The 22844-nt window shown below is 60.7% G+C and carries 18 protein-coding genes and 2 pseudogenes; 13 read left to right on the top strand and 7 right to left on the bottom strand.

Annotated elements, in window-relative coordinates:
- Positions 1-151 precede the first annotated feature (151 nt).
- The 6 genes from C8K63_RS10245 to C8K63_RS10220 all read left to right on the top strand — a co-directional run bounded on the left by C8K63_RS10245 (position 152) and on the right by C8K63_RS10220 (position 6804).
- Positions 152-1066: a glutamate/aspartate ABC transporter substrate-binding protein gene (locus C8K63_RS10245; protein ID WP_008021031.1), complete on the top strand. Its 915-nt coding sequence runs from the start codon at positions 152-154 to the stop codon at positions 1064-1066.
- A 194-nt stretch (positions 1067-1260) separates the two neighbouring features.
- Complete coding sequence (locus tag C8K63_RS10240) at positions 1261-2007, top strand: amino acid ABC transporter permease (RefSeq protein ID WP_108216596.1); 747 nt, start codon at positions 1261-1263, stop codon at positions 2005-2007.
- Positions 2007-2678, top strand: a complete 672-nt coding sequence (locus tag C8K63_RS10235; protein ID WP_108216595.1) for an amino acid ABC transporter permease — start codon at positions 2007-2009, stop codon at positions 2676-2678. The genes C8K63_RS10240 and C8K63_RS10235 overlap by 1 nt, the downstream gene beginning before the upstream one ends.
- On the top strand, positions 2675-3409 hold the full coding sequence (locus C8K63_RS10230; protein ID WP_007985725.1) for an amino acid ABC transporter ATP-binding protein: 735 nt from the start codon (positions 2675-2677) through the stop codon (positions 3407-3409). The genes C8K63_RS10235 and C8K63_RS10230 overlap by 4 nt, the downstream gene beginning before the upstream one ends.
- 168 nt (positions 3410-3577) lie before the next feature.
- A complete protein-coding gene (locus C8K63_RS10225; protein WP_108216594.1) occupies positions 3578-5479 on the top strand; it encodes a sensor histidine kinase in 1902 nt (633 codons plus the stop codon).
- Positions 5476-6804, top strand: coding sequence for a sigma-54 dependent transcriptional regulator (locus C8K63_RS10220; protein WP_108216593.1), 1329 nt, complete (start codon positions 5476-5478; stop codon positions 6802-6804). Before C8K63_RS10225 ends, C8K63_RS10220 begins: the two co-directional genes overlap by 4 nt.
- Before the next feature lie 124 nt (positions 6805-6928).
- Here C8K63_RS10220 and C8K63_RS10210 read toward each other — a convergent pair whose 3' ends face one another.
- Entirely contained in the window at positions 6929-7963 is a 1035-nt protein-coding gene (locus C8K63_RS10210) for an alpha/beta fold hydrolase (RefSeq protein WP_108216592.1), read from the bottom strand.
- 243 nt (positions 7964-8206) lie between these two features.
- On the opposite strand from C8K63_RS10210, the gene metR reads away from it, so the two are divergent.
- Entirely contained in the window at positions 8207-9124 is a 918-nt protein-coding gene (gene metR / locus C8K63_RS10205; RefSeq protein WP_108216591.1) for a transcriptional regulator MetR, read from the top strand.
- Positions 9125-9235: 111 nt separating this feature from the next.
- Here the strand turns inward: metR and C8K63_RS10200 are convergent, their stop codons facing one another.
- The 4 genes and pseudogenes from C8K63_RS10200 to C8K63_RS10185 form a co-directional block, all read right to left on the bottom strand.
- The gene (locus C8K63_RS10200; protein WP_108216590.1) at positions 9236-9733 is read right to left on the bottom strand and encodes a GNAT family N-acetyltransferase; all 498 of its coding nucleotides are present in this window, start codon (positions 9731-9733) and stop codon (positions 9236-9238) included.
- A 2-nt stretch (positions 9734-9735) separates the two neighbouring features.
- Positions 9736-9852: pseudogene (locus C8K63_RS10195) on the bottom strand (LysE family translocator); the annotation flags it as partial.
- A gap of 65 nt (positions 9853-9917) precedes the next feature.
- Entirely contained in the window at positions 9918-10352 is a 435-nt protein-coding gene (locus tag C8K63_RS10190) for an NUDIX domain-containing protein (RefSeq protein WP_108216589.1), read from the bottom strand.
- An 86-nt stretch (positions 10353-10438) separates the two neighbouring features.
- Positions 10439-10579: pseudogene (locus C8K63_RS10185) on the bottom strand (HD domain-containing phosphohydrolase); the annotation flags it as partial.
- Between the two features lie 211 nt (positions 10580-10790).
- Here C8K63_RS10185 and C8K63_RS10180 point away from each other — a divergent pair.
- From C8K63_RS10180 to C8K63_RS10165, 4 genes are read left to right on the top strand one after another with little or no spacing between them, the layout of a single operon-like run.
- Positions 10791-13055 carry an EAL domain-containing protein gene (locus tag C8K63_RS10180; RefSeq protein WP_108216588.1) on the top strand — a complete coding sequence of 755 codons (2265 nt, stop codon included), beginning with the start codon at positions 10791-10793 and terminating at the stop codon, positions 13053-13055.
- Complete coding sequence (locus C8K63_RS10175) at positions 13052-14926, top strand: bifunctional diguanylate cyclase/phosphodiesterase (RefSeq protein WP_108216587.1); 1875 nt, start codon at positions 13052-13054, stop codon at positions 14924-14926. Before C8K63_RS10180 ends, C8K63_RS10175 begins: the two co-directional genes overlap by 4 nt.
- On the top strand, positions 14923-15927 hold the full coding sequence (locus C8K63_RS10170; RefSeq protein ID WP_256594925.1) for a cytochrome-c peroxidase: 1005 nt from the start codon (positions 14923-14925) through the stop codon (positions 15925-15927). The genes C8K63_RS10175 and C8K63_RS10170 overlap by 4 nt, the downstream gene beginning before the upstream one ends.
- Entirely contained in the window at positions 15924-17738 is a 1815-nt protein-coding gene (locus C8K63_RS10165; RefSeq protein WP_108216586.1) for a DAHL domain-containing protein, read from the top strand. The genes C8K63_RS10170 and C8K63_RS10165 overlap by 4 nt, the downstream gene beginning before the upstream one ends.
- Before the next feature lie 70 nt (positions 17739-17808).
- On the opposite strand, the gene C8K63_RS10160 is transcribed toward C8K63_RS10165, so the two are convergent.
- Positions 17809-19134: an APC family permease gene (locus C8K63_RS10160; protein ID WP_108216585.1), complete on the bottom strand. Its 1326-nt coding sequence runs from the start codon at positions 19132-19134 to the stop codon at positions 17809-17811.
- A gap of 184 nt (positions 19135-19318) precedes the next feature.
- Positions 19319-20140 carry a carbon-nitrogen hydrolase family protein gene (locus C8K63_RS10155; RefSeq protein WP_108216584.1) on the bottom strand — a complete coding sequence of 274 codons (822 nt, stop codon included), beginning with the start codon at positions 20138-20140 and terminating at the stop codon, positions 19319-19321.
- Between the two features lie 124 nt (positions 20141-20264).
- On the opposite strand from C8K63_RS10155, the gene C8K63_RS10150 reads away from it, so the two are divergent.
- On the top strand, positions 20265-21065 hold the full coding sequence (locus tag C8K63_RS10150) for a LuxR C-terminal-related transcriptional regulator (protein ID WP_108216583.1): 801 nt from the start codon (positions 20265-20267) through the stop codon (positions 21063-21065).
- 158 nt (positions 21066-21223) lie between these two features.
- Positions 21224-22843: an FMN-binding glutamate synthase family protein gene (locus tag C8K63_RS10145; RefSeq protein WP_108216582.1), complete on the top strand. Its 1620-nt coding sequence runs from the start codon at positions 21224-21226 to the stop codon at positions 22841-22843.
- The last annotated feature ends 1 nt before the right edge of the window (position 22844 follow it).

The following is a 22844-nucleotide window of genomic DNA, read 5'->3' as shown; positions in this document are numbered from 1 at the left end:
TGACCTATTGGCACTGGTCTGGCACGAGTCATGCTCTACACTTCTTCGACGAATGTCCTTTGCGCCCTCTCTCAGTAGCGCTCAGGTGATTTGCAGCACAAAAGGGCCGATGAACTGGCTCCATAAAAAAAACAATGTCGAGGAAAATTTGATGCGCATCGTTCCCCACATCCTGGGCGCAGCCATTGCTGCCGCTCTGATCAGCACGCCAGTTTTCGCCGCCGAACTCACCGGCACCCTGAAGAAGATCAAAGAGTCCGGTGTCATCACCCTCGGGCATCGTGACGCTTCCATTCCGTTCTCCTACATCGCGGATGCTTCCGGCAAACCGGTCGGCTACTCCCACGACATCCAGCTGAAAGTCGTCGAAGCGCTGAAAAAAGACCTCGACATGCCAAACCTGCAGGTCAAGTACAACCTGGTGACTTCGCAAACCCGTATCCCGCTGGTGCAGAACGGCACCGTGGACCTGGAGTGCGGCTCCACCACCAACAACGTCGAGCGTCAGCAGCAAGTTGACTTCTCCGTTGGCATCTTCGAAATCGGTACTCGCCTGCTGTCCAAGGCAGACTCCAAGTACAAGGATTTCCCTGACCTGGCCGGCAAAAACGTCGTGACCACCGCCGGCACCACGTCCGAGCGCATCCTCAAGTCGATGAACGCCGACAAGCAGATGGGCATGAACGTCATCTCCGCCAAAGACCATGGCGAGTCCTTCCAGATGCTGGAAACCGGCCGTGCCGTGGCTTTCATGATGGACGACGCCCTGCTGGCAGGTGAAGCAGCCAAGGCCAAGAATGCGAAAGACTGGGCAGTGACCGGTACTCCGCAGTCCTACGAAATCTACGGTTGCATGGTGCGCAAAGGCGACGAGCCGTTCAAAAAGGCTGTGGATGACGCCATCAAGGCCACCTACGCATCGGGCGAGATCAACAAGATCTACGAAAAATGGTTCATGCAGCCAATCCCGCCAAAAGGCCTGAACCTGAATTTCCCGATGAGCAACGAGCTCAAGGCCCTGATCGCCAATCCGACCGATAAAGCGGCTGACGACAAGAAATCCTGATTTCTGACTAACCTTATCTCCTGACAGGGCGCATGCCCTTTCAGGAGGTGGTCACTTCCTGCTGGCATTTTCTGGAAACACTCGAACCGGTGGCTGTCGAGCCGGACGCGTGTGCCTGTCCCTCAAGGACAGGCGGGAACGGAGCTTCCCCCAAGCGGGCACTTGCACATCGATCGAACTGAGGGGAGACCCTAATGAATTACAACTGGGACTGGGGCGTGTTCTTCAAGTCCACCGGCGTGGGCAGCGAGACCTATTTCGACTGGTACGTGACCGGTTTGGGCTGGACCATCGGCATCGCCATCGCGGCCTGGATCATTGCCCTGACACTGGGCTCGATCCTGGGCGTCATGCGTACCGTGCCGAACCGCATCGTATCGGGCATCGCCACCTGCTACGTCGAACTCTTCCGTAACGTGCCGCTGCTGGTGCAGCTGTTCATCTGGTACTTCCTGGTACCCGACCTGCTGCCGGCAGACCTGCAAGAGTGGTACAAGCAGGATCTGAACCCGACCACCTCGGCCTTCCTCAGCGTCGTGGTGTGCCTGGGCCTGTTCACTACCGCCCGGGTTTGCGAACAGGTGCGCACCGGTATCCAGGCCCTGCCCAAGGGCCAGGAATCCGCGGCCCGCGCCATGGGTTTCAAGCTGCCGCAGATCTACTGGAACGTGCTGCTGCCCCAGGCCTACCGGATCATCATTCCGCCGCTTACCTCGGAATTTCTCAACGTCTTCAAGAACACGTCCGTGGCCTCGCTGATCGGCCTGATGGAACTGCTGGCGCAGACCAAACAGACTGCCGAGTTTTCCGCCAACCTGTTCGAAGCCTTCACCCTGGCGACGCTGATCTACTTCACCCTGAACATGAGCCTGATGCTGCTGATGCGCATGGTCGAGAAGAAAGTCGCCGTGCCGGGCCTGATTTCCGTAGGGGGTAAATGATGGAATTCGACTTCTCGGGCATCATCCCGTCCCTGCCGGGCCTGTGGAACGGCATGATCATGACCCTCAAGCTGATGGCCATGGGCGTGGTCGGCGGGATCATCCTCGGCACCATCCTGGCATTGATGCGTCTGTCCCACAGCAAAGTGCTGTCGAACATCGCGGGCGCCTACGTCAACTATTTCCGTTCGATCCCGTTGCTGCTGGTCATCACCTGGTTCTACCTGGCGGTGCCATTCGTGTTGCGCTGGATCACCGGCGAAGACACGCCGATCGGCGCGTTCGCCTCCTGCATCGTGGCCTTCATGATGTTCGAAGCGGCATACTTCTGTGAAATCGTCCGCGCCGGTGTGCAGTCGATTCCCAAGGGCCAGATGGGCGCTGCCCAGGCGCTGGGCATGACTTATGGCCAGATGATGCGCCTGATCATCCTGCCGCAGGCATTCCGCAAGATGACCCCACTGTTGCTACAACAGAGCATCATCCTGTTTCAGGACACCTCGCTGGTCTACGCCGTCGGCCTGGTGGACTTCCTCAATGCTTCGCGCGCCAGTGGCGACATCATTGGCCGCTCCAATGAGTTCCTGGTTTTCGCCGGCCTCGTGTACTTCATCATCAGCTTTGCCGCCTCGCGGCTGGTCAAGCGTCTGCAAAAAAGGTTCGCCGTATGATCTCTATCAAAAGCATCAACAAGTGGTATGGGGACTTCCAGGTACTGACTGATTGCAGCACCGAGGTCAAAAAAGGCGAAGTGATCGTGGTGTGCGGGCCATCCGGTTCCGGCAAATCGACCCTGATCAAGTGCGTCAACGCCCTGGAACCGTTCCAGAAAGGCGACATCGTGGTCGACGGCACCTCCATCGCCGACCCGAAGACCAACCTGCCGAAACTGCGTTCGCGCGTGGGCATGGTGTTCCAGCACTTCGAGCTGTTCCCGCACCTGACCATCACCGAAAACCTGACCATCGCGCAGATCAAGGTGCTGGGCCGCAGCAAGGAAGAAGCCACCAAGAAAGGCCTGCAATTGCTCGAGCGCGTCGGCCTGTCGGCTCACGCCCACAAACACCCGGGCCAGCTCTCCGGCGGTCAGCAGCAGCGTGTGGCGATTGCCCGTGCGCTGGCGATGGACCCGATCGTCATGCTGTTCGACGAACCGACCTCGGCGCTGGACCCGGAAATGGTCAACGAAGTGCTCGACGTGATGGTGCAACTGGCCCACGAAGGCATGACCATGATGTGCGTGACCCACGAAATGGGCTTCGCCCGTAAAGTGGCGGACCGGGTGATCTTCATGGACGCCGGCAAGATCATCGAAGACTGCAAGAAAGAGGAGTTCTTCGGCGACATCAACGCCCGTGCGGATCGTACGCAGCACTTCCTGAACAAGATTCTGCAGCACTAATACCAACGTAGCTCGCCCCTACCCTGTAGGAGCGAGCTTGCTCGCGATGGTCGTTAACGATGACGCGTTCATCCTGAATGCACGCGTTGTCCTTGAGTTCTTCGCGAGCAAGCTCGCTCCTACAGTTGGAGTAGGCAGGCAATCGCTGGTTGACCCAAGGCATCTGTGATGAAATGCGACTCCAATCTTTATCGCGCAGCAATGCCATCACTCGCCGTGAAACCCCGTCTGATTCGCCATTTGTTCCTGCCACCGCTGATCATCGCCATGATGATCGGCCTGGGCTATATCGGCTTCTGGGTCAGTGAGCACTATGGTATTCACAGCCTTGGCGAGAACGGCCAGCGACAGCTGGAACTGCACGCCCGTGCCGTCGAAAGCGAAATCAGCAAATACACCTACCTGCCCAGCCTGCTGGAGCTCGAAACCAGCGTTTCGCAGTTGCTGGCCGACCCGACCCCGGAACACCGGCAAACGGTCAACGATTACCTCGAAGGCCTGAACCGGCGCAGCCGCAGTCGGGCCATCTACGTGATGGACACCACCGGCCGCGTCATGGCTACCAGCAACTGGCGCGATGTCGACAGTTACCTGGGTGAAGACCTGTCCTTTCGCGCCTATTTCCAGAACGCCGTGCGTGGTCAGCCCGGGCGCTTCTACGGCATCGGCAGTACCAACGGCGAACCCGGCTACTACCTGGCCCATGGCCTGGAAGAACACGGCAAGATCATCGGCGTCGCGGTGGTCAAGGTACGCCTGGAAGCCATGGAAGAACGCTGGCAGCGGGCACGCCTGGAAGCCTTCGTCAGCGACGAGAACGGCATCATCATTCTCTCCAGCGATCCGGCTCGGCGTTTGAAATCGGTGGTGCCGCTGAGCGAAGAAACCAAGGAAAAACTCGCCCGCAGCCTGCAGTACTACTGGTTCCCGCTCAACGAACTGCAACCGCTGGCCCGGGAAATTCTGTCCGAAGGCGTGGAAAAACTCACGTTCCCGGCCAACAGCGAACTGGCGTCCGACGATGAAAACATCAGTTACCTGGCGCAAACCCGGCCGCTCGGCGATACGCCGTGGAATTTCACCCTGCTCACGCCGCTCCAGGACCTGCGCCGCGAAGCGATCAATCAGGGGATTCTGGTGGCCGTGGCGTTTGCCCTCTGTGCCTTTCTGTTGATTGCCTGGAACGAGCGGCGCAAGGTGATCGCCACACGTCTGGCGGCTCGGGAAGCCTTGCAGGAAGCCAACAATCAGCTGGAGCGTCGGATTACCGAACGCACCACCGACCTGCGCGCCAGCAACGAACGGCTCAAGGGCCAGATCCGCGAGCGCCGGCTCGCCGAAGAGACCTTGCGCCGTGCCCAGGATGAACTGGTGCAGGCCGGAAAACTCGCGGCCATCGGCCAGATGTCCACCAGCATCGCCCACGAACTGAACCAGCCGCTGGCGGCGCTGCGCACCTTGTCCGGCAATACCGTGCGCTTCCTCGAACGTGGCCAGCTCGATGTGGCCAGCACCAACCTCAAGACCATCAACGAACTGATCGACCGCATGGGCCGCATCACCGCCAGCCTGCGCTCGTTCGCCCGGCGCGGTGACGACAAGGGCCAGGCCTGTCTCGGCAAAGCGGTGGACGCGGCCCTGCAATTGCACGGTGCACGGGTGGAAAACACCCCTCTGCAATTGCACCGCCATTTCGAAGCTGTGCAGGTGCAGATCGACCAGACCCGCCTGGAGCAGATTCTGGTCAACCTCATCGGCAACGCCCTCGACGCCATGCAAGCGCAGCCGCAACCCGAGCTGTGGCTCGAAGGCGAAGCGTTCGATGGTAAATACCGCCTGCGCGTGCGCGACAACGGCCATGGCATCGACGCCGAAGCGCGCAAGCACCTGTTCGAACCCTTCTTCACCACAAAACCCGGCGAACAGGGCCTGGGCCTTGGCCTGACCCTTTCCGCCAGCCTGGCCGCCGCCACCGGCGGTCACCTGGGTGTCGAGCACCCGTCCAGCGGTGGTACCGCATTCGTCCTCAGTTTACCGTTGGTAAGCCCCACTCCCGCCGAGCCAATATGAACAACGACCTTAGTGTATTGATCGTCGAAGACGACCCCCATGTGCTGCTCGGCTGCCAACAGGCGCTGACCCTGGAAGACATTCCCTGCATTGGCGTGGGCAGCGCCGAAGAAGCCCTGGAGCGGGTCGGCGACGATTTCGCCGGCATCGTCGTCAGCGACATTCGCCTGCCGGGTATCGATGGCCTGGAATTGCTGACCCGGCTCAAGGCCCGCGACCGCAGCCTGCCGGTGGTGCTGATCACCGGGCACGGCGACATCTCCATGGCCGTCGGCGCGATGCAGAAAGGCGCCTACGACTTCATGGAAAAGCCGTTCTCTCCGGAGCGCCTGGTGGACGTGGCCCGCCGCGCCCTGGAGCAACGCAGCCTGGCACGGGAAGTGTCGTCGCTGCGCCGGCAACTGGCCGAGCGCGACTCCCTCGAAGGGCGGATCATCGGACGCTCGCCGGCCATGCAGAACCTGCGGGAACTGATTGCCAACGTCGCCGATACCTCGGCCAATGTGCTGATCGAAGGCGAGACCGGCACCGGCAAGGAGTTGGTCGCACGCTGCCTGCATGATTTCAGCCGACGGCACACCAAGCAGTTCGTCGCCTTGAACTGCGGCGGCCTGCCGGAGAACCTCTTCGAAAGCGAAATCTTCGGCCACGAAGCCAACGCCTTTACCGGCGCGGGCAAACGGCGGATCGGCAAGATCGAACACGCTGACGGCGGCACGCTGTTCCTCGACGAAGTGGAAAGCATGCCTCTGCCCTTGCAGATCAAACTGCTGCGGGTGTTGCAGGAACGCACCCTCGAACGCCTCGGTTCGAACCAGAGCGTGGCGGTGGATTGCCGGGTGATCGCGGCGACCAAATCCGACCTCGTCGAGTCGAGCAAGGCTGGCGAATTCCGCAGCGACCTGTACTACCGCCTCAACGTGGTGACCCTGGAATTGCCGCCGCTGCGCGAACGCCGTGAGGACATCCTGCAACTGTTCGAGCACTTTTTGCAGCTGTCGTCCCTGCGCTTCGACCGCGCGGTGCCGGAGCTGGACAACCAGACCGTTTCGAACTTGATGAGCCACGACTGGCCGGGCAACGTGCGTGAACTGCGCAACGTTGCCGAGCGCTTTGCCCTGGGCCTGCCGGCGTTCAAGAAAACCGGTGCCGGCGGTGGCAATCAGGGCCTGGCCTTTGCCGAAGCGGTGGAAGCGTTCGAGCGCAACCTGCTCAGCGATGCCTTGCAACGCAGCGGCGGCAACCTGACCCAGGCCAGCCAGGAACTGGGCATGGCCAAGACCACGCTGTTCGACAAAGTGAAAAAATACGGGCTAAGCCATTGAGGGTCCTGAAGTCGGCGGTAGCATTCATGTAGGAGCTGGCTTGTCAGCGAAGGGGCCCTTGAATTATGTATCGCCCTTAAGGACGCCTTCGCTGGCAAGCCAGCTCCTACAGGGGCCCCGGGTGTTACAAAAGATTCGGCGCCAGCGCCGGATCAATCTGCGCCCAGTGCGAAGTGTCCTCACGGTGCTCGCGCAAATACGGCAACACCGCCGCCAGCAACGGCGCCTTGAACGCCTCCTGGAAGCGATGGGCCAGGCCCGGAATCAGGATCAATTGGCTGCCTCGCAGATGCGCCGCCAGATGCACCCCGTGCATCACCGGCAACAACGGGTCGGCCGTGCCATGCACCACCAGCGCCGGCACCCGCAACTGATTGAGCAGGGTCACCCGGCTCGGTTCGGCGAGAATGGCCATGATCTGGCGTTTCACGCCCTCGGGATTGAACGCCCGGTCATAGGACAGCGCCGCCTGATGCAGCAGCACCTGCCGATCATCAGTGACCATCGGGCTGCCCAGCGCCGCCAGCAAGTCGGCCTGTTGCTCCAGGGCCACTTCGCGGCTCGGTGCACCGCGCCGGGACAACAACTGCACCAGCGCCGCACTCGGTGCTGGCAAGCCTTCGGCGCCGGAGGTGGTCATGATCAGGGTCAGGCTCTCGATCCGTTGCGGTGCCATGGCCGCCATGTGCTGGGCGATCATCCCGCCCATGCTGGCGCCCAACACGTGGAATTGATCGATGTGCAAGGCGTCCATCAGCCCCAGGCCATCATCGGCCATGTCAGTCAGCGAATACGGCGACGACACCGGCAATCCGAGTTTGTAGCGCAGCACTTCGAAGGTCAGGTTGGCTTCGGCCGGTGCTTGCCGCCAGGTCGACAGGCCGACATCGCGATTGTCATAACGGATCACCCGGAACCCCTGCTGGCACAGGGCGACCACCACCTCGTCCGGCCAGTGAATCAACTGCCCGCCCAGGCCCATCACCAGCAGCAAGGCCGGGTCCGACGCACGGCCGATGCTCTGGTACGCCAGGCTTACCTGGGCCAGATCCACCCGTTCGGTCGCAACATCGACGTCACAACGCGAAGCCGCCAGGGACGGCAGGCCGAACAACAGCGCGGCCAACAATACGATTCGTGAAAAGAATGAAGCACCCATGAAAAACACCAAAACGCAGAACCCCAGTAGAGCGCGAGTCTGATGAAGTTTGTTCAAGCGCGCTGCCACAGTTCCATGACAGTTTGATGAAGAGTGCCGGGCGGTCGTCTTCAGGACCGCGTTATCGTTCACCGCGAGCAGGCTCCTGTGTAAAAGAGGGCACTCCTGTCGACAGCCAACCCAACATGAGACAAACTCAACCTTTTCGATTTATCGACAAGTTTTCCTCATGGAGCCCCCCCGGTGCTTGAAATCCGTCACCTCAAGACCCTGCACGCCTTGCGCGAAGCCGACAGCCTGGTGGATGCGGCCGACCGCCTGCACCTGACCCAGTCGGCCCTGTCTCACCAGTTCAAAGAACTGGAAGAGCGCATGGGCATGCCACTGTTCGTGCGCAAGACCAAACCGGTGCGTTTCACCAGCGCCGGTCTGCGCCTGCTGCAATTGGCCGACGCCACCCTGCCGCTGCTGCGCGCCGCCGAACGAGACATCAGTCGCCTGGCCGGTGGCACCGCCGGTCGCTTGCACATGGCCATCGAATGCCACAGTTGCTTCCAGTGGCTGATGCCGACCATCGACCAGTTCCGCGACGCCTGGCCGGAAGTCGAGCTGGACCTGGCCTCTGGCTTCTCCTTCGCTCCGCTCCCGGCCCTGGCCCGTGGCGATCTGGACCTGGTGGTGACCTCCGACCCGGTGGATCTGGCGGGGATCACCTATGTACCGCTGTTCACTTATGAAGCGATGCTCGCGGTGGCCAACCAGCACCGCCTGGCCAGCAAGGCCTACATCGTCCCGGAAGACTTGCTCCCGGAAACCTTGATCACCTACCCGGTGGAACGGGACCGGCTGGACATCTTCACCCGCTTCCTCGAACCCGCCGACATCGAACCGGCCCAGGTCCGCACCTCGGAACTGACGGTGATGATGATGCAACTGGTGGCCAGCGGTCGTGGCGTATGCGGCATGCCCCATTGGGCTCTGCATGAATACAGCTCACGGGGTTATGTGAAGGCCAAGCGGCTGGGGGAGAAGGGTTTGTTCGCAACGTTGTATGCGGCGATCCGCACCGACATGCTGGATGCGCCGTACATGCGCGACTTCCTGCTGACGGCCAAGGACACGTCGTTTTCGACGCTCGACGGTGTGAGTGCCGTTCGGTAGAAACACATCCCCTGTAGGAGCGAGCTTGCTCGCGATGGAGTGTCAGGCACTGCTGCATCAACTGACACACCATCGCGAGCAAGCTCGCTCCTACAAGGAATTGTGGTGGCTTCAGAGTTCGCGCCACATGTGGATCTTGTCGAAATAATCCTCCCCTACCCGCACAGCCATCGGTTCCAGGCCGAACTGGATGAAACCGCAGCGCTGGTAGAGGTTGAACGCGGCATCGTTGCCAGCTGTGACGGTCAACTGGATCAGGCGCAAACCCGCATGGCTCTGCGCCTCGGCCAAGGCCGCCTGAACCAGCTGATAGCCGAGCCCACGCTGGCGGACTGTCGGTGAAACATACATGCCAAACAGCGTCACCTTGTGCCGGGCCTTTTCCCGAGCCTCGAGAGCGAGGCCGACGATGCCCGCCAATTTGCCTTCTTCGAACGCCCCGAGCACCAGGTCCAGCTTGCCCGTCAGGCGCAACTCCCACCAGTCCAGCGGCATCGCCGCCCGTTCGCGCACGCTCGAAGTGAAGGCCTGCGGATGCAGGTCGTAGGCTTCGAGCATCAATGCCCGATAGTCCAGGGAGTGGCTGGCATCCAGTCGTTCGATCCACATGTTCAAGCCATCCGTTTTTGCTCAAGCATCAGCCGCAGTGCCAGCCCGGACAACACGAAGCCCATGAAATAGCGCTGCATCGCCAGCCAGGTCGGGTTGTTGACGAACCAGGATGCAACGCGGCAGCGGCAAAAATCAGCAGGTCCTGAAGGCAGGATCATGGACGAGGTCCTTTGCGTAATGATCAGGCGATCGCGGTCAGCGATGCCCGATAAAACGGCAGGATCAGGTCCCGTGTCAATGGCGCCAGGCTGATACCGCCATCGGTGGCCGGGTCGATCCAGATCACTTCTTCGATCTCCGCCTCCGGGGTTACGTTTGAATCAATATTCAGCTGAAATAGCTCGGCGTGGACGACAAAACCCGGCTCGTTGGCGGCCGGTGCCGAGAAGTGACCGAGGTAAACGGCCTGCGCCGGGTCGATGTCCAGACCCAGCTCTTCTTCCAGCTCACGAGCCAGGGCGTGAACCGGCAATTCATGGGGCTCGATCTTGCCACCCGGCTGCATGAACGCGGTGGTGCCGCGCTTGCGTACCAACAGTGTGCGGCCATCAGGGCCGATCAGCAGGGCGGCGGCGATATGGATAATACGCGGTGAAACAGCGGATGCAGATGTCATGTGTCAGCCATGGACCCTGATGGAAATCACAAGGATCCCATGTCCGACCGTCCGCCGTCATGCCTTGGCCTGAAGCAGCTGCGGGGCCGGTCGGGGAAACCGCTGCCGTCGCAGCGTTCCTGGTGGTGCAGGATCAACCGCGCCGCATCCTTCATCGGGGCCTTCATCAGGGCCAGGGTCATCAGTAGCGATTCGCTCTGCTTCGGATAGCCACGATAGCGGGCGCGGGCCTACGTCCTTTCTTGCCCATGCCTGAATGACAGGCTGGATGAATCTTCCGCCACGGGCGCAAATCATCGCCTTGAACCCGACAGGCGAAGTGACGAACTGACAACTATGCTCACACACTGGATGATACAACCGGCCCGCAAGCAGGTCTGTGGAGGGGAAAAGGATGCTCCCGAAGTTGAACGTGCGCACCCCGGTGGGTGCCGATCAATGATTTTCCGGCTACCGCAAATCAATCGCCGCATACTCATCGTCGACGACACCGCGTCGATTCATGCCGATTTCGCCAAAATACTCAGCCCCACCACTGTCGAGGATGACAGTCTGGGCCAAACCGAAAACCTCCTGTTCGGCACTCAGTCCACCACGCCGACTCAACACTTTGAGCTGGACTCGGCGTTCCAGGGTCGCGAAGCCCTGGACAAACTCGAAGCCGCCCTCGCGAACGATCGCCCCTACGCCATGGCTTTCATCGACATGCGAATGCCGCCAGGCTGGGATGGCCTGGAGACCATCGAACGGTTGTGGCAGGTCGATCCCAAACTGCAGGTGGCGCTGTGCACCGCCTACTCCGACTACTCCTGGGAGGACATCGACCAACGACTGGCGCTGAACGACCGCCTGCTGATTCTGAAGAAACCCTTCGACGCGATTGAAATACGCCAGATGGCCAGCGCCCTCACGGTCAAATGGCAGATGACCGAAGACGCCGCGCTCAAGATGAACCTGCTGGAACAAGCGGTCCAGGAACGCACCCGGGAACTGTCCGATGCCAATATCATCGTGCAGAACAGCCCGACCATCCTTTACCGGTTACGTGGCGAGCCGTCGTTTCCGCTGATGTACATTTCCCATAACATCACCCGCTACGGTCACCTCGCCGCCGATCTGGTGAGCTCGGCCAACTGGGCCCAGCAGTTGATCCACCCGGAAGATCAGGCCAGTGTCGATGCGGCCATGGCCCGGGTGCTGGACCGCCATGCGTTGGGCGCCTCGATTGAATTTCGCCTGCGCACCGGCCAGGGTGCATGGCGCTGGGTGGAGAACCGCTACATTCCCGTACGCGACCTTGACGGTCGCCTGCTGGAAGTCGAGGGGATCATTCTCGACATTACCGAACGCCGGTTGGCCGAAGAAAAAATGGCCTTGCTTGCCCGCACGGACGGGCTCACCGGCCTGGCCAACCGCGCCACCCTGATCGAACGCCTGCATCAGGCCTTTGCTGCCGCACGTCGAGGCGCAGAGGCATTCGCGGTTTTTTATCTGGACCTGGATCACTTCAAACGGATCAACGACACCTTCGGCCACCCGGTGGGTGATCTGCTGTTACAGGAAGTGGCCCGGCGCATCAAATACGGCGTGCGGGAAAACGATGTGGTGGCACGCCTGGGCGGAGACGAGTTCGCGATCCTGCAACTGGACGTCAGCGATCCGACCCAGTCCGCCGCCATGGCGGCCAATATCCGTGATGCGCTGCTGACGCCGTACAACCTCGCCGGCAATGCCCTGCACCTTTCAGTCAGCATCGGCATCAGTACCTACAGCGTCGCCTGCCTCGACGCCGACAGCCTGCTGAGCCAGGCGGACATGGCGCTGTACCGTTCCAAGGAAATGGGCCGCAACCAATATCACTTCCACTCGCAGGAGATCACTCAGGAGGTGGCCGAACGCATGGCCATCGCCAAGGACTTGATGACGGCCATCGAAAGCGATGAACTGGCGCTGCATTACGTTCCGGAAGTGGATATGCACAGCGGCAGGATCCTGGGCATGGAAGCGCAAGTGCGCTGGTGCCATCCCCGGCGCGGCGAGCTGCCGGCCTCGGCTTTCGTGCCCGCGGCGGAAAAGACCGGTGCCATCATCCCTCTCGGACGCTGGGTGCTGGATCAGGCCTGCCGGCAGATGAGCCTGTGGCGTAACGAGGGAATGGCACCCCCAGTGATGGCGATCAAACTGTCCCTGGCGCAGCTAAAGAGTGGTCCGGAACTCATTTACGACGTGCTGCGCACCACTGCACGATGGGAGCTCGCCCCCTGGGACCTGCGTTTTGACGTGACCGAAGCGACTCTGGCACAAACCAAGTGGACCCAAAACGATGTACTGCCACGCCTGCGTGAGCTGGGGGTAAAAATCGCCATCGATGATTTCGGCACCGAATATTCATCATTCGATTACCTGAAAACCTACCGGGTCAATCACCTGAAGCTCAACCAATCCTTTATCGACGGCGCGACCCAGGATGCGGCTGGCGCCAACGGCCTGCGGGCAATCGTCAACTTCGCCCGGGACCTGGGTATCGGCATCATTACCGAAGGCGTCCAGCCATCGGATCGGCCCCGCACGCCAGAGTCAGCCGCCCCGCTATCAAGCGCGCAAGGCCTCTACTTCAGCGAGGCCGTGAATCCTGAACAAGCGACCCGACTGCTCAAGGACGGGAGCATAGGTCCCCCGTCCTCCAGGGAGGATGAGGGATGAAAACACTTTTCCCCCAGACCAACCGACGTATTCTCATCATTGACGATGCACCGGCGATCCATGCCGATTTTCGCAAGATCCTCACCCCGGGCACCGGCGACGAGGTGGATCTGGACAGTCTCGAACACTCACTGTTCGGGACTCGGCAATCACCACGTCTCACCTTCCAGCTCGACTCTGCCTACCAGGGCAAGGAAGCCCTGGAGCTGGTCGAACGTGCACTGGCCGATAGCCGCCCCTATGCCCTGGCATTTATCGACATGCGTATGCCGCCCGGCTGGGACGGCCTGGAAACCATTGAACACCTGTGGAATGCCGACCCGAACCTGCAAATTGCCTTGTGCACCGCCTATACCGACTACAGCTGGGAGGCCATGGCCGAACGACTGGAGTTCGGTGACCAGTTACTGATTCTGAAAAAGCCTTTCGACACCCTGGAAATCCGCCAGATGGCCAATGCCCTGACCTGGAAATGGCAGCTGGCACAGGACGCGGCGCTGAAGTTGTTGAGCCTTGAGCAGACTATCGAGGCACGGGTCCACGAACTGCTCAAGGTGTCGCACCTGCTACAGTACGACGCCCTCACAGGGCTGCCCAACAGCACATTGCTGGGTGATCGACTGAGCCAGTCGCTGGCCACTTGCCGACGCCATGACAAGCATCTGGTGGTGATGTTTCTCGGGCTGGACCGGTTCAAGCGCATCAACAACGCTCTGGGCCACCCGGCCGGGGACGAAATGCTCAAACGGGTCGGGCAACAACTGCTCAAGTACGTGCGAGAGACCGACTCGGTCTTTCGCTATGGCGCCGACGAATTCGTGGTGATCCTCAGCGACATCAACCACCCCCAGCAGACCCGTGGCATCGCCGAAAAACTGCTGAGTGCCGTGCGCAGCCCACAGTCGATCGCCGGCAAGGAGATCAGCATCACCGCCAGCCTGGGCATCAGCATTTATCCCGATGACGGGTTAGAGGCCATTGACCTGATCAAAAAAGCCGAATCCGCCATGCGTAACATCAAGGAAAGCGGCCCGAACGACATCGGTTTCTTCATCGAAGCCATGAACCAGCGTGCCCGGGAGCAGCAGAGCATCGAATCGGGCATTCGTCAGGCCCTGCAAAAGCACGAATTCGTCCTGCACTACCAACCGAAAATCGAACTGCACAGCGGACGGGTGGTCGGTGCCGAGGCGCTGGTGCGCTGGCAAAAACCCGGGAATGGCTGGATCTATCCTTCCGAATTCATCCCCGTGGCCGAAGACAGCGGCCTGATCGTGCCACTGAGCAAGTGGGTATTGGCCGAAGCCTGTCGCCAGACTCGACGCTGGCAAGCAGCCGGATTGCCGGAGATCCGCATGTCGGTCAACACATCGGCCATCGACTTTCGTCAACGTGATTTCGTCGAAGGCATCGAACAGATACTCCAACAGACGGGAATGCCCCCCTACCTGCTGGAACTGGAGATCACCGAAGGTGTACTGATGCAGAACGTCGAGGCGACCATGACCGCGTTGCACCGGCTCAAGACGCTGGGAGTGTGGCTGGCCATCGATGACTTCGGCACCGGCTATTCCAGCTTGAGCTATCTGCGCCGGTTCCCCATCGATGTGCTGAAAATCGATCAGTCGTTCATTCGTGGCCTGAGCAATGACAGCAACGACGCCGCCCTGGTCGGCGCGATCATCAGCCTGGGCCGGAGCCTGGAACTGAATGTCGTCGCCGAAGGCATCGAGACCGAGGAACAACTGGCGTTTCTCAAGGCCCATCAATGTGAGGAAGGCCAAGGTCACTACTTTAGCAAGGCCTTGCCGGCAGACGCTTTTGCGCAGCTGCTGGCCTTCGGGTGGGCAGAACAACGAGACGACTCATGAACAGCCGGAAACTGCAGCCCGGCGTCGAGTTCGCCAGGCAATCGCCAGTGCCCCTTGCGCATCGAGCGTTTGCGCTCCTGCTTTACGGGTTCTGTGCAGTCGCCAGTGCCGCGCCGCTGGACGAACCGCTCAAACCGTTGCCCGAGATACCGAAACAGAACCCCAATCAGGTCGAACTCGGTCGCAGGCTCTTCAGTGATCCGCGCCTGTCGGTCAACAACACCCTGTCCTGCGCCAGTTGTCATCAACTGGACAAGAGCGGGGCCGACACCCGCGCGTTTTCCCTCGGCTTCGATGGACGACCGGTATCGATCAACACGCCGACGGTGTTCAACGCCAGCCTCAACTTTCGCCAGTTCTGGGACGGTCGCGTCGAAACACTCGAGGCGCAGAGCAACGTCGTCATTACCAGTCCCCACGAAATGGGCAGCGACTGGAACACCATCGTCCAGCGGATCAATGAGGATGCAGACTACCGCGCAGGCTTCAGCGCGGCGTACCCGAATGCAGTGACCAAGGCCAACATACAGAGCGCCCTGGCCGCCTACGAGCGCACCTTGCTCACGCCCGGATCCCGTTTCGATCAATACCTGCTGGGCAATACGGACATCCTGACCCTCGAGGAGAAATACGGCTATCAGCGTTTCAAGGACTACGGCTGCATTGCGTGTCATCAGGGCGTGAACATCGGTGGCAACATGTTCCAGAAGTTCGGGGTGTTCGGTGATTACATCGCCGATCGCGGCAACCCGACCGTGACCGACCAGGGACGGTTCAACATCACTGGTGACGAAGCGGACCGCTCGGTGTTCAAGGTCCCGAGCCTGCGCAATGTCGCGCTGACCGCCCCCTACTTTCACGACGGCTCGGCGCCCACCCTCGAAAAAGCCGTGGACGTCATGTTCCAGTATCAGTTGGGGCGCATGCCGAGCGTGGAAGACAAAGCGTTGATCATCAAGTTCCTCAAGACCCTGAGCGGAAAAAGGGAGGGGCAGCCATGAGAAAAATTTCTCGTCGCGCCAGCCTGCTGTTTCTCGGGATCATCGCCGTGACCCTGGCTTCCGCACTGGTCTTTCTCTACCTCAAATCCAGCTCGGCACGGACCGTGGCATACACCGAGTCCCGGGATCTGGTACGCCAGATCAAACAGCAGGACTCACGGTGGGAAACCGAGATCCTCAAATCCAGGGTGGCGATTTCGCATAACTACGACCCTCTGGTTTCACCCATGAACGAGATGAACCGGCTATGGGAACGCTTCGACACCATGGAGTCCGGTCATGGCCGCAACAACTCACGGCAATGGGACGATGCCCACGAAGGTTTTCTGCAGGCGATGCAGGAAAAGACCCGTCTGGTGGAGCGGTTCAAGTCGCACAACGCCTTGTTGCGCAACTCCCTGGCCTTCCTGCCCACCGCCGAGGACGACATCCAGGCGCAACTGTCCAACCTGCCTGACCTCGACAAGCTGCAAGTGCAGAGCATCGCCACCGACACCTATGACCTGTTGCTCAGTGCCCTGGAGTTCGCCCAGGTCACCTCCGCCGACAAAGCCGCCGACATCCAGGTGGGGCTGAGCAAACTGGCGGTGAACATGCAACGCCTGCCCATGAAGTTTCATGCCCCGATCAGGATCCTGAGCAACCACGTTGCCTTGATTTTGCGTGAGCAGCCGATCGTCAACAGCTTGCTCGAAGAGATCGAAGCGGTCCCTGTGGCCGATCGTCTGGACAACATCACCAGCATGCTCGACCGTGATCAGCAACAAGCCGAGAAGACCGACAAGAAGTACCATTTCTACCTATTGCTGCTTTCCGTCTTGCTGGTGCTGGTATTGATCTGGCTGACCATCCGCCTGATCCGCAGCTTCGCCGAGATCAATCGGGTCAATACGGCCTTGCAGACCGCCAATGACGTGCTCGAACAACGGGTCGAGGAGCGTACCCGCGAGCTCAGGAATGCCCAGAGCGCACTGCTCGACGCCGCACGCCAGGCCGGCATGGCCGAAATCGCGACCAATGTGCTGCACAACGTCGGCAACGTGCTCAATAGCGTGAATATTTCTTCCGACCTGATTGCGCGAAAGCTTCGCAGCAGCAAGACCCAGGGCCTGGGCAAGGCAATGCAACTGATTAACGAACACCCGCAAGACCTTGGGCATTTCCTGACTCAGGACGACAAGGGCAAGCTGCTGCCCGGTTATCTCAATAAACTGGTCGACGCCATCGCTCACGAACAGCAGGAAGTGGCCGACGAACTGGGGCAGATGAGCAAGAGCGTCGACCACATCAAGGACATCGTTGCCACCCAACAATCCTATACCGGGGCCCACAGCATCACCGAACCGCTGTACATCAGCGAACTGCTCGAGGACGCCCTGCACATGAATGCCGGCGCGCTGACCCGGCACCACGTCACAGTGATCAGGGAATACAGCGAGGTGCCTCAGGTGATGGTTGACAAACACCGCTTGCTGCTGATCCTGATCAACCTGATCAGCAATGCCAAATACGCAATGTCCGACCTCAACAACCGGCCCAGGGAAATGACCCTCGGTGTGCGAATCATCGACGACACTTTCCTGGAAATCAGCGTCAAGGATGACGGCGAAGGTATCGCTGCGGAAAACATGACGCGGATTTTTGCCCACGGTTTCACCACCCGCAAGGAAGGTCATGGTTTCGGCCTGCACAGCTGCGCGCTGGCGGCCATCGAGATGAACGGCCACCTCACCGCCCACAGCGACGGTCCGGGCCTGGGCGCGCTGTTTACCTTGCAGATACCGCTGATCACCGTAACGGAGAACGCATAAGCGGGGGCCGGTACTACATTTCGCGTACAACTGCCGCTACGCCAATCCCGGCCGGCCGCCTGACGACGCCTCAGAGCGCTTCCTGGAAATCCATCTCCGGCGGCTGCCGACGGAAACCGCCGGTCAACACCGCCAGGTACACCACGCCAATCGCCAGCCAGCTCAACCCCAGGTAAACCGCCAGGTGATCGAGGCTGACCATCAGCCACAAGTCCGCCGCCAGGCCGATGAACGGGAACAGCAGGAACAGCACGAATTCGCGCAGGCCTTTTTTCTCGCCACCGATCCAGTAATGGAAGATCACCGACAGGTTGACCAGGCTGAACGCCAGGAACGCGCCGAAATTGATGAACGAGGTCGAGGTGGTAACGTCCAGTTTCAGTGCCAGCAACGCCACCACCGCGCACAGCAGAATGCTGTTGATCGGCGTGCCGAAGCGTTCGTGCAAGGTGCCGAAAAACGCTTTCGGCAACACGCCGTCGCGCCCCATGGCATACAGCAGCCGTGAACCGCTGGCCTGGGCCGACAGCCCCGAGGCGAACTGGCCGACGATCAGGCCGATCAGGAAGATCGAGACGAACAGGTCGCCACCGATGTTGCGGGCAATTTCGTAGGCCGCCGAGTCGACGCTGTCGAACTGGAACGACGGATGGGCGATCTGCACGAAGTACGACACGCCGACGAAAGTCAGCCCGCCGATCAGGGTGATCAGCATGATCGCCCGGGGAATGGTACGGCGTGGATCGCGGGTTTCTTCGGTCAGGGTGCTGACCGCGTCGAAACCGAGGAACGAGTAACAGGCGATGGCCGCGCCGCTCATGATCAGCGGCATCTGCATGTCGCCGTTGAAAAACGGTTTGATCGACCACAACGGCGTGCTCGCATCACCGCCGACGTAATGCACGCACAACGCGACGAAGGCGATCAGCACCAGGAACTGCACCAGCATCAGCAAGGCATTGATGCCGTTGGCCAGTTTCAGGCCGACGATATTGATCGCGCTGGTGATGCCGATGAACGCCAGCACCCAGATCCACTGCGGCACGGCCGGGAATGCGGAGTTGAGGTAGGCCGCGCCGATCAGCCAGATCGCCATTGGCAGGAACAGGTAATCGAGCAGCACCGCCCAACCGGCAATGAACCCGAGTTTCGGGCTGATGGCCTTGCGCACATAGCTGTAGGCCGAGCCGGCCACCGGGAACGCCGAGGCCATGCGCCCGTAGCTCATGGCGGTGAAGAACATCGCCACCAGCGCCGCGAGGTACGCGGCCGGCACCATGCCGACGGTGGATTGGGCGAGGATGCCAAAGGTGCCGAGTACAATGATCGGCGTCATGTAGGCGATGCCAAACAGCACCACCGACCCCAGTGACAGGGTGCGTTGCAAACGAGCCATGAGCGACTACTCCGAATTTTATTGGATTTATGGCAGAGCCGAGTTCGGCGCAAATTACGGGTGTTGTGTTGTTGTTCTTCGACGTTGAGTCAGATAAATCGTAAAAAGATCGCAGCCTGCGGCAGCTCCTACAGGGGGACCGCGATCAATGTAGGAGCTGCCGCAGGCTGCGATCTTTTGATCTTCAGCCCTTGGGAATCAGCAGCTCCCGTAACCCGGACGCATGCTCAACCCTCTCCCCCGGCAACTTCAGCCGCTGATCATCCAGATACCGATAATCCTGGCGCGCCGCCGTCAACTGGTTCAGGTCCAGTTCAACCGCAAACTGCCCTTCCTCGCGCCCGGCTTCGAACAACAATGTGCCCAACGGATCGACCAATGCGCTGCCACCGGCAAACAACAAGCCACCGTCACCCTCTTGCACCCGGTTGACCATCAGCGCAAACGCCTGGTTTTCCTGGGCGCGGGCCATGATCGCGGTGCGGTGGGTCGGGCCGTACGGGTCCATGTTGCCGTTGGTGACGATCAACAGTTCGGCCCCCAGTTGCGCCAGGGCGCGGGCGCTTTCGGGGAATTCGATGTCGTAGCAAATCAGCAGGCCCACGCGCACGCCGTTGAACAGGCAGGTGGCGTAGCGATCGCCCGCCTCGTAGACCCCGCGATCCGAAGCCCACAAGTGCGTCTTGCGGTATTTCAGCGCGATGCCTTCAGGAGTGATCAACAGCGTGGTGTTGTAGAAACGGCCGTTGTCGTTCTCGGCCATGCCGATGGCCACGGCGATATTGCGCTGGCGGGCGGCGGCGATCACCGCACTGACGGACGGTCCGTCCAGCGCCTCGGCCACCTCGGCTACGGACTGCGCCGAAGGGAAGCCCATCAAGTGGCCTTCAGGGAACAGGATCAGTTGCGTATCGGCAGCGCACGCAGCCATCGCCGCCAGGGTGCGTTCGAGGTTGTAGGCCGTGTCGTTGTCACGGCCTGCCAATTGGGCGAGTTCGACCTTCATGGGTATTCCTTGTCATGGGCCGGGCGGCAGAAAGATTGCCCGGTCGGTGTCTGTGCGCCAGTATGCGCAGCAAGCAACCGGGCGGGGAATTACGCCGCAGGGGTAACACGATAGGGGTAGATGCATGGCACTCTCGTTGGACGACATCGCCTGGCACCGCTCGGTGGGGCAACTGATCGACGCTCTGGACAAGCCCAATTTCTGGACCCAGCTCGTCCGGTTGCTGGACCAGTACGTGTCCTTCGACAGCTGGGTGGCCCTGCTTTTCAGCGCCGACCAGCGCCCGCAGGTGTTCGCCGAGTGCCCCGGCGAGGATGGCAGCCCCGACCAGTTGTTCCAGGATTACCTGCGCGGGCTGTACCTGCTCGACCCGTTCTACATCGCCTGCCGCGAGCAATCGCGCACCGGGCTGTATCGCCTGTCGGAAGTGGCTCCGGAGCACTTCGAGCTGACCGAGTATTACCAGCGCTACTTTCGTCTGAATGTGGTGGCCGATGAAATCCAGTTCAATTGTCAGCTCGAGGGCGAGCGCACGCTGTGCCTGTCGCTGGGTAGCACGCAGCGCTTCAGCGGCCAGCAGATCGCCTTGTTGTCGTTGATCCAGCCGTGGGTGCTCGGCCTGCTGCGCCAGCGTCTACCCTATGAAATCAACGAAGTCGTGGCCCTGGCCCCCGCACCACCGCAAGCCGATTGGCGCGTACAGCTGGAGGCCTCGGTGCAGCAACTCAAAGGCGCGCAGTTGACGGCCCGGGAACTGGATGTCGGGCGTTTGATGCTCAGCGGTTGCTCCAGTAAAGAAATCGCCCGTAAGCTGGAAATCTCGGTCGAAATCGTGAAAGTCCACAAGAAACACATGTACAGCAAGCTGGGGATCAAGTCCCAGTCCGAGCTGTTTTCGATTTTTCTGCAGGCACAAAATGCCTGACGGCTTTTCTGTAGGAGCGAGCTTGCTCGCGATGGATTCAAAGGCACCGCGTTTATCCAGGATCAACGCGTCATCGTTAACGTCCATCGCGAGCAGGCTCGCTCCTACAGTGTTTTGTGTTTTAGCCAAAATATTGAGTCCGAACCCAAGGAAACCGTATGAGCCTGTCACTCCTGAGCCGCTACGCCTTCTTTGCCGTCTGCGTGATCTTCACCCTCGCCAGCCTGCCGTTTCTTGAATACGACTGGCTCTGGCCGATAACCGCCGTCACCGCTGTCCTCAGCCTGATCGGCCTGTTCGATCTGCTGCAAAGTCCCCACGCGGTGCGCCGCAATTACCCGATCCTCGGCAATATCCGCTATCTGGTCGAAGGCATCCGCCCGGAAATCCGCCAGTACCTGCTCGAATCCGACAGCGACGCCCTGCCCTTCTCCCGGGCCCAGCGCTCGCTGGTCTACTCCCGGGCCAAGAACGAAACCGCCGACAAACCCTTCGGTACGCTGATTGACGTGTACCAGTCGGGTTTCGAATTCATCGGCCACTCCATGCGCCCCGCGCCCTTGAGCGACCCGAGCAGTTTCCGCGTCACCGTCGGCGGCCCGCAGTGCACCCAGCCGTATTCGGCGTCGGTGTTCAATATCTCGGCCATGAGTTTCGGCTCCCTCAGCGCCAACGCCATCCGCGCGTTGAACCAGGGCGCCAAGCTCGGCAACTTCGCCCATGACACCGGCGAAGGCAGCATCAGCCCCTATCACCGGGAAAACGGTGGTGACCTGACCTGGGAACTGGGTAGCGGTTACTTTGGCTGTCGCACCAGCGACGGTCGCTTTGACCCCGAACGCTTCGCGGCGCAAGCCCGGACGCCGCAGGTGCGGATGATCGAAATCAAGATGAGCCAGGGCGCCAAGCCCGGCCATGGCGGCATCCTGCCCAAGCACAAGGTCACCAGAGAAATCGCCGAAACCCGCGGCATCCTGATGGGAGAAGACTGCGTGTCACCGTCACGCCACAGCGCGTTTTCCACCCCCATCGAAATGATGCATTTCATCGCACAGCTGCGTGAACTGTCTGGTGGCAAACCGGTGGGCTTCAAGTTCTGCCTCGGCCATCCATGGGAGTTCATGGGCATCGCCAAAGCCATGCTGGAGACTGGCATCCTCCCGGACTTCATCGTGGTCGATGGCAAGGAAGGCGGCACCGGCGCCGCGCCCGTGGAGTTCACCGATCACATCGGCGTGCCGATGCGCGAAGGCCTGCTGTTTGTGCACAACACCCTGGTGGGCCTGAACCTGCGGGACAAGATCAAACTCGGCGCCAGCGGCAAGATCGTCAGCGCCTTCGACATCGCCAGTGTGCTGGCTATCGGTGCCGACTGGGCCAACTCGGCGCGCGGCTTCATGTTCGCCATCGGTTGCATCCAGTCGCAGAGCTGCCACACCAATAAATGCCCGACCGGCGTCGCCACCCAGGACACCTTGCGCCAGCGCGCGCTGGTGGTGCCGGACAAGGCCCAGCGGGTTTACAACTTCCACCGCAACACCCTCAAGGCCCTGGCGGAAATGCTCGCCGCCGCCGGCCTCGAACACCCGTCGCAGTTGTCCGCCAAGCACCTGGTGCGACGCATGTCGGCGACCGAGATCAAGCTGTTCTCGCAGTTGCACGTGTTCCTCAAGCCGGGCGAGTTGCTGACCGGCGAAGTGAACGGCGAGTTCTACTCGCGGATGTGGCAGATGGCTCGGGCCGACAGTTTCGAGCCTCATGAAATAGAAGCTGCATGAC

This window comes from Pseudomonas sp. GV085 (assembly GCF_003050925.1).
Lineage (GTDB): Bacteria > Pseudomonadota > Gammaproteobacteria > Pseudomonadales > Pseudomonadaceae > Aquipseudomonas.
The sequence above is the reverse complement of the archived record's forward strand: the minus strand, read 5'-3'. Positions and strand labels throughout refer to the sequence as shown.

Bases quoted from the DNA above. Each gene is read 5' to 3' on its own strand.
- C8K63_RS10190 (WP_108216589.1), bottom strand. From the start codon at position 10,352: ATGACATCTGCATCCGCTGTTTCACCGCGTATTATCCATATCGCCGCC.
- C8K63_RS10160 (WP_108216585.1), bottom strand. From the start codon at position 19,134: ATGGCTCGTTTGCAACGCACCCTGTCACTGGGGTCGGTGGTGCTGTTT.
- C8K63_RS10170 (WP_256594925.1), top strand. From the start codon at position 14,923: ATGAACAGCCGGAAACTGCAGCCCGGCGTCGAGTTCGCCAGGCAATCG.
- C8K63_RS10165 (WP_108216586.1), top strand. From the start codon at position 15,924: ATGAGAAAAATTTCTCGTCGCGCCAGCCTGCTGTTTCTCGGGATCATC.
- C8K63_RS10230 (WP_007985725.1), top strand. From the start codon at position 2,675: ATGATCTCTATCAAAAGCATCAACAAGTGGTATGGGGACTTCCAGGTA.
- C8K63_RS10145 (WP_108216582.1), top strand. From the start codon at position 21,224: ATGAGCCTGTCACTCCTGAGCCGCTACGCCTTCTTTGCCGTCTGCGTG.
- C8K63_RS10240 (WP_108216596.1), top strand. From the start codon at position 1,261: ATGAATTACAACTGGGACTGGGGCGTGTTCTTCAAGTCCACCGGCGTG.
- C8K63_RS10225 (WP_108216594.1), top strand. From the start codon at position 3,578: ATGAAATGCGACTCCAATCTTTATCGCGCAGCAATGCCATCACTCGCC.
- C8K63_RS10200 (WP_108216590.1), bottom strand. From the start codon at position 9,733: ATGTGGATCGAACGACTGGATGCCAGCCACTCCCTGGACTATCGGGCA.
- C8K63_RS10210 (WP_108216592.1), bottom strand. From the start codon at position 7,963: ATGGGTGCTTCATTCTTTTCACGAATCGTATTGTTGGCCGCGCTGTTG.
- C8K63_RS10150 (WP_108216583.1), top strand. From the start codon at position 20,265: ATGGCACTCTCGTTGGACGACATCGCCTGGCACCGCTCGGTGGGGCAA.
- C8K63_RS10245 (WP_008021031.1), top strand. From the start codon at position 152: ATGCGCATCGTTCCCCACATCCTGGGCGCAGCCATTGCTGCCGCTCTG.
- C8K63_RS10220 (WP_108216593.1), top strand. From the start codon at position 5,476: ATGAACAACGACCTTAGTGTATTGATCGTCGAAGACGACCCCCATGTG.
- C8K63_RS10175 (WP_108216587.1), top strand. From the start codon at position 13,052: ATGAAAACACTTTTCCCCCAGACCAACCGACGTATTCTCATCATTGAC.
- C8K63_RS10155 (WP_108216584.1), bottom strand. From the start codon at position 20,140: ATGAAGGTCGAACTCGCCCAATTGGCAGGCCGTGACAACGACACGGCC.
- C8K63_RS10180 (WP_108216588.1), top strand. From the start codon at position 10,791: ATGATTTTCCGGCTACCGCAAATCAATCGCCGCATACTCATCGTCGAC.
- C8K63_RS10235 (WP_108216595.1), top strand. From the start codon at position 2,007: ATGGAATTCGACTTCTCGGGCATCATCCCGTCCCTGCCGGGCCTGTGG.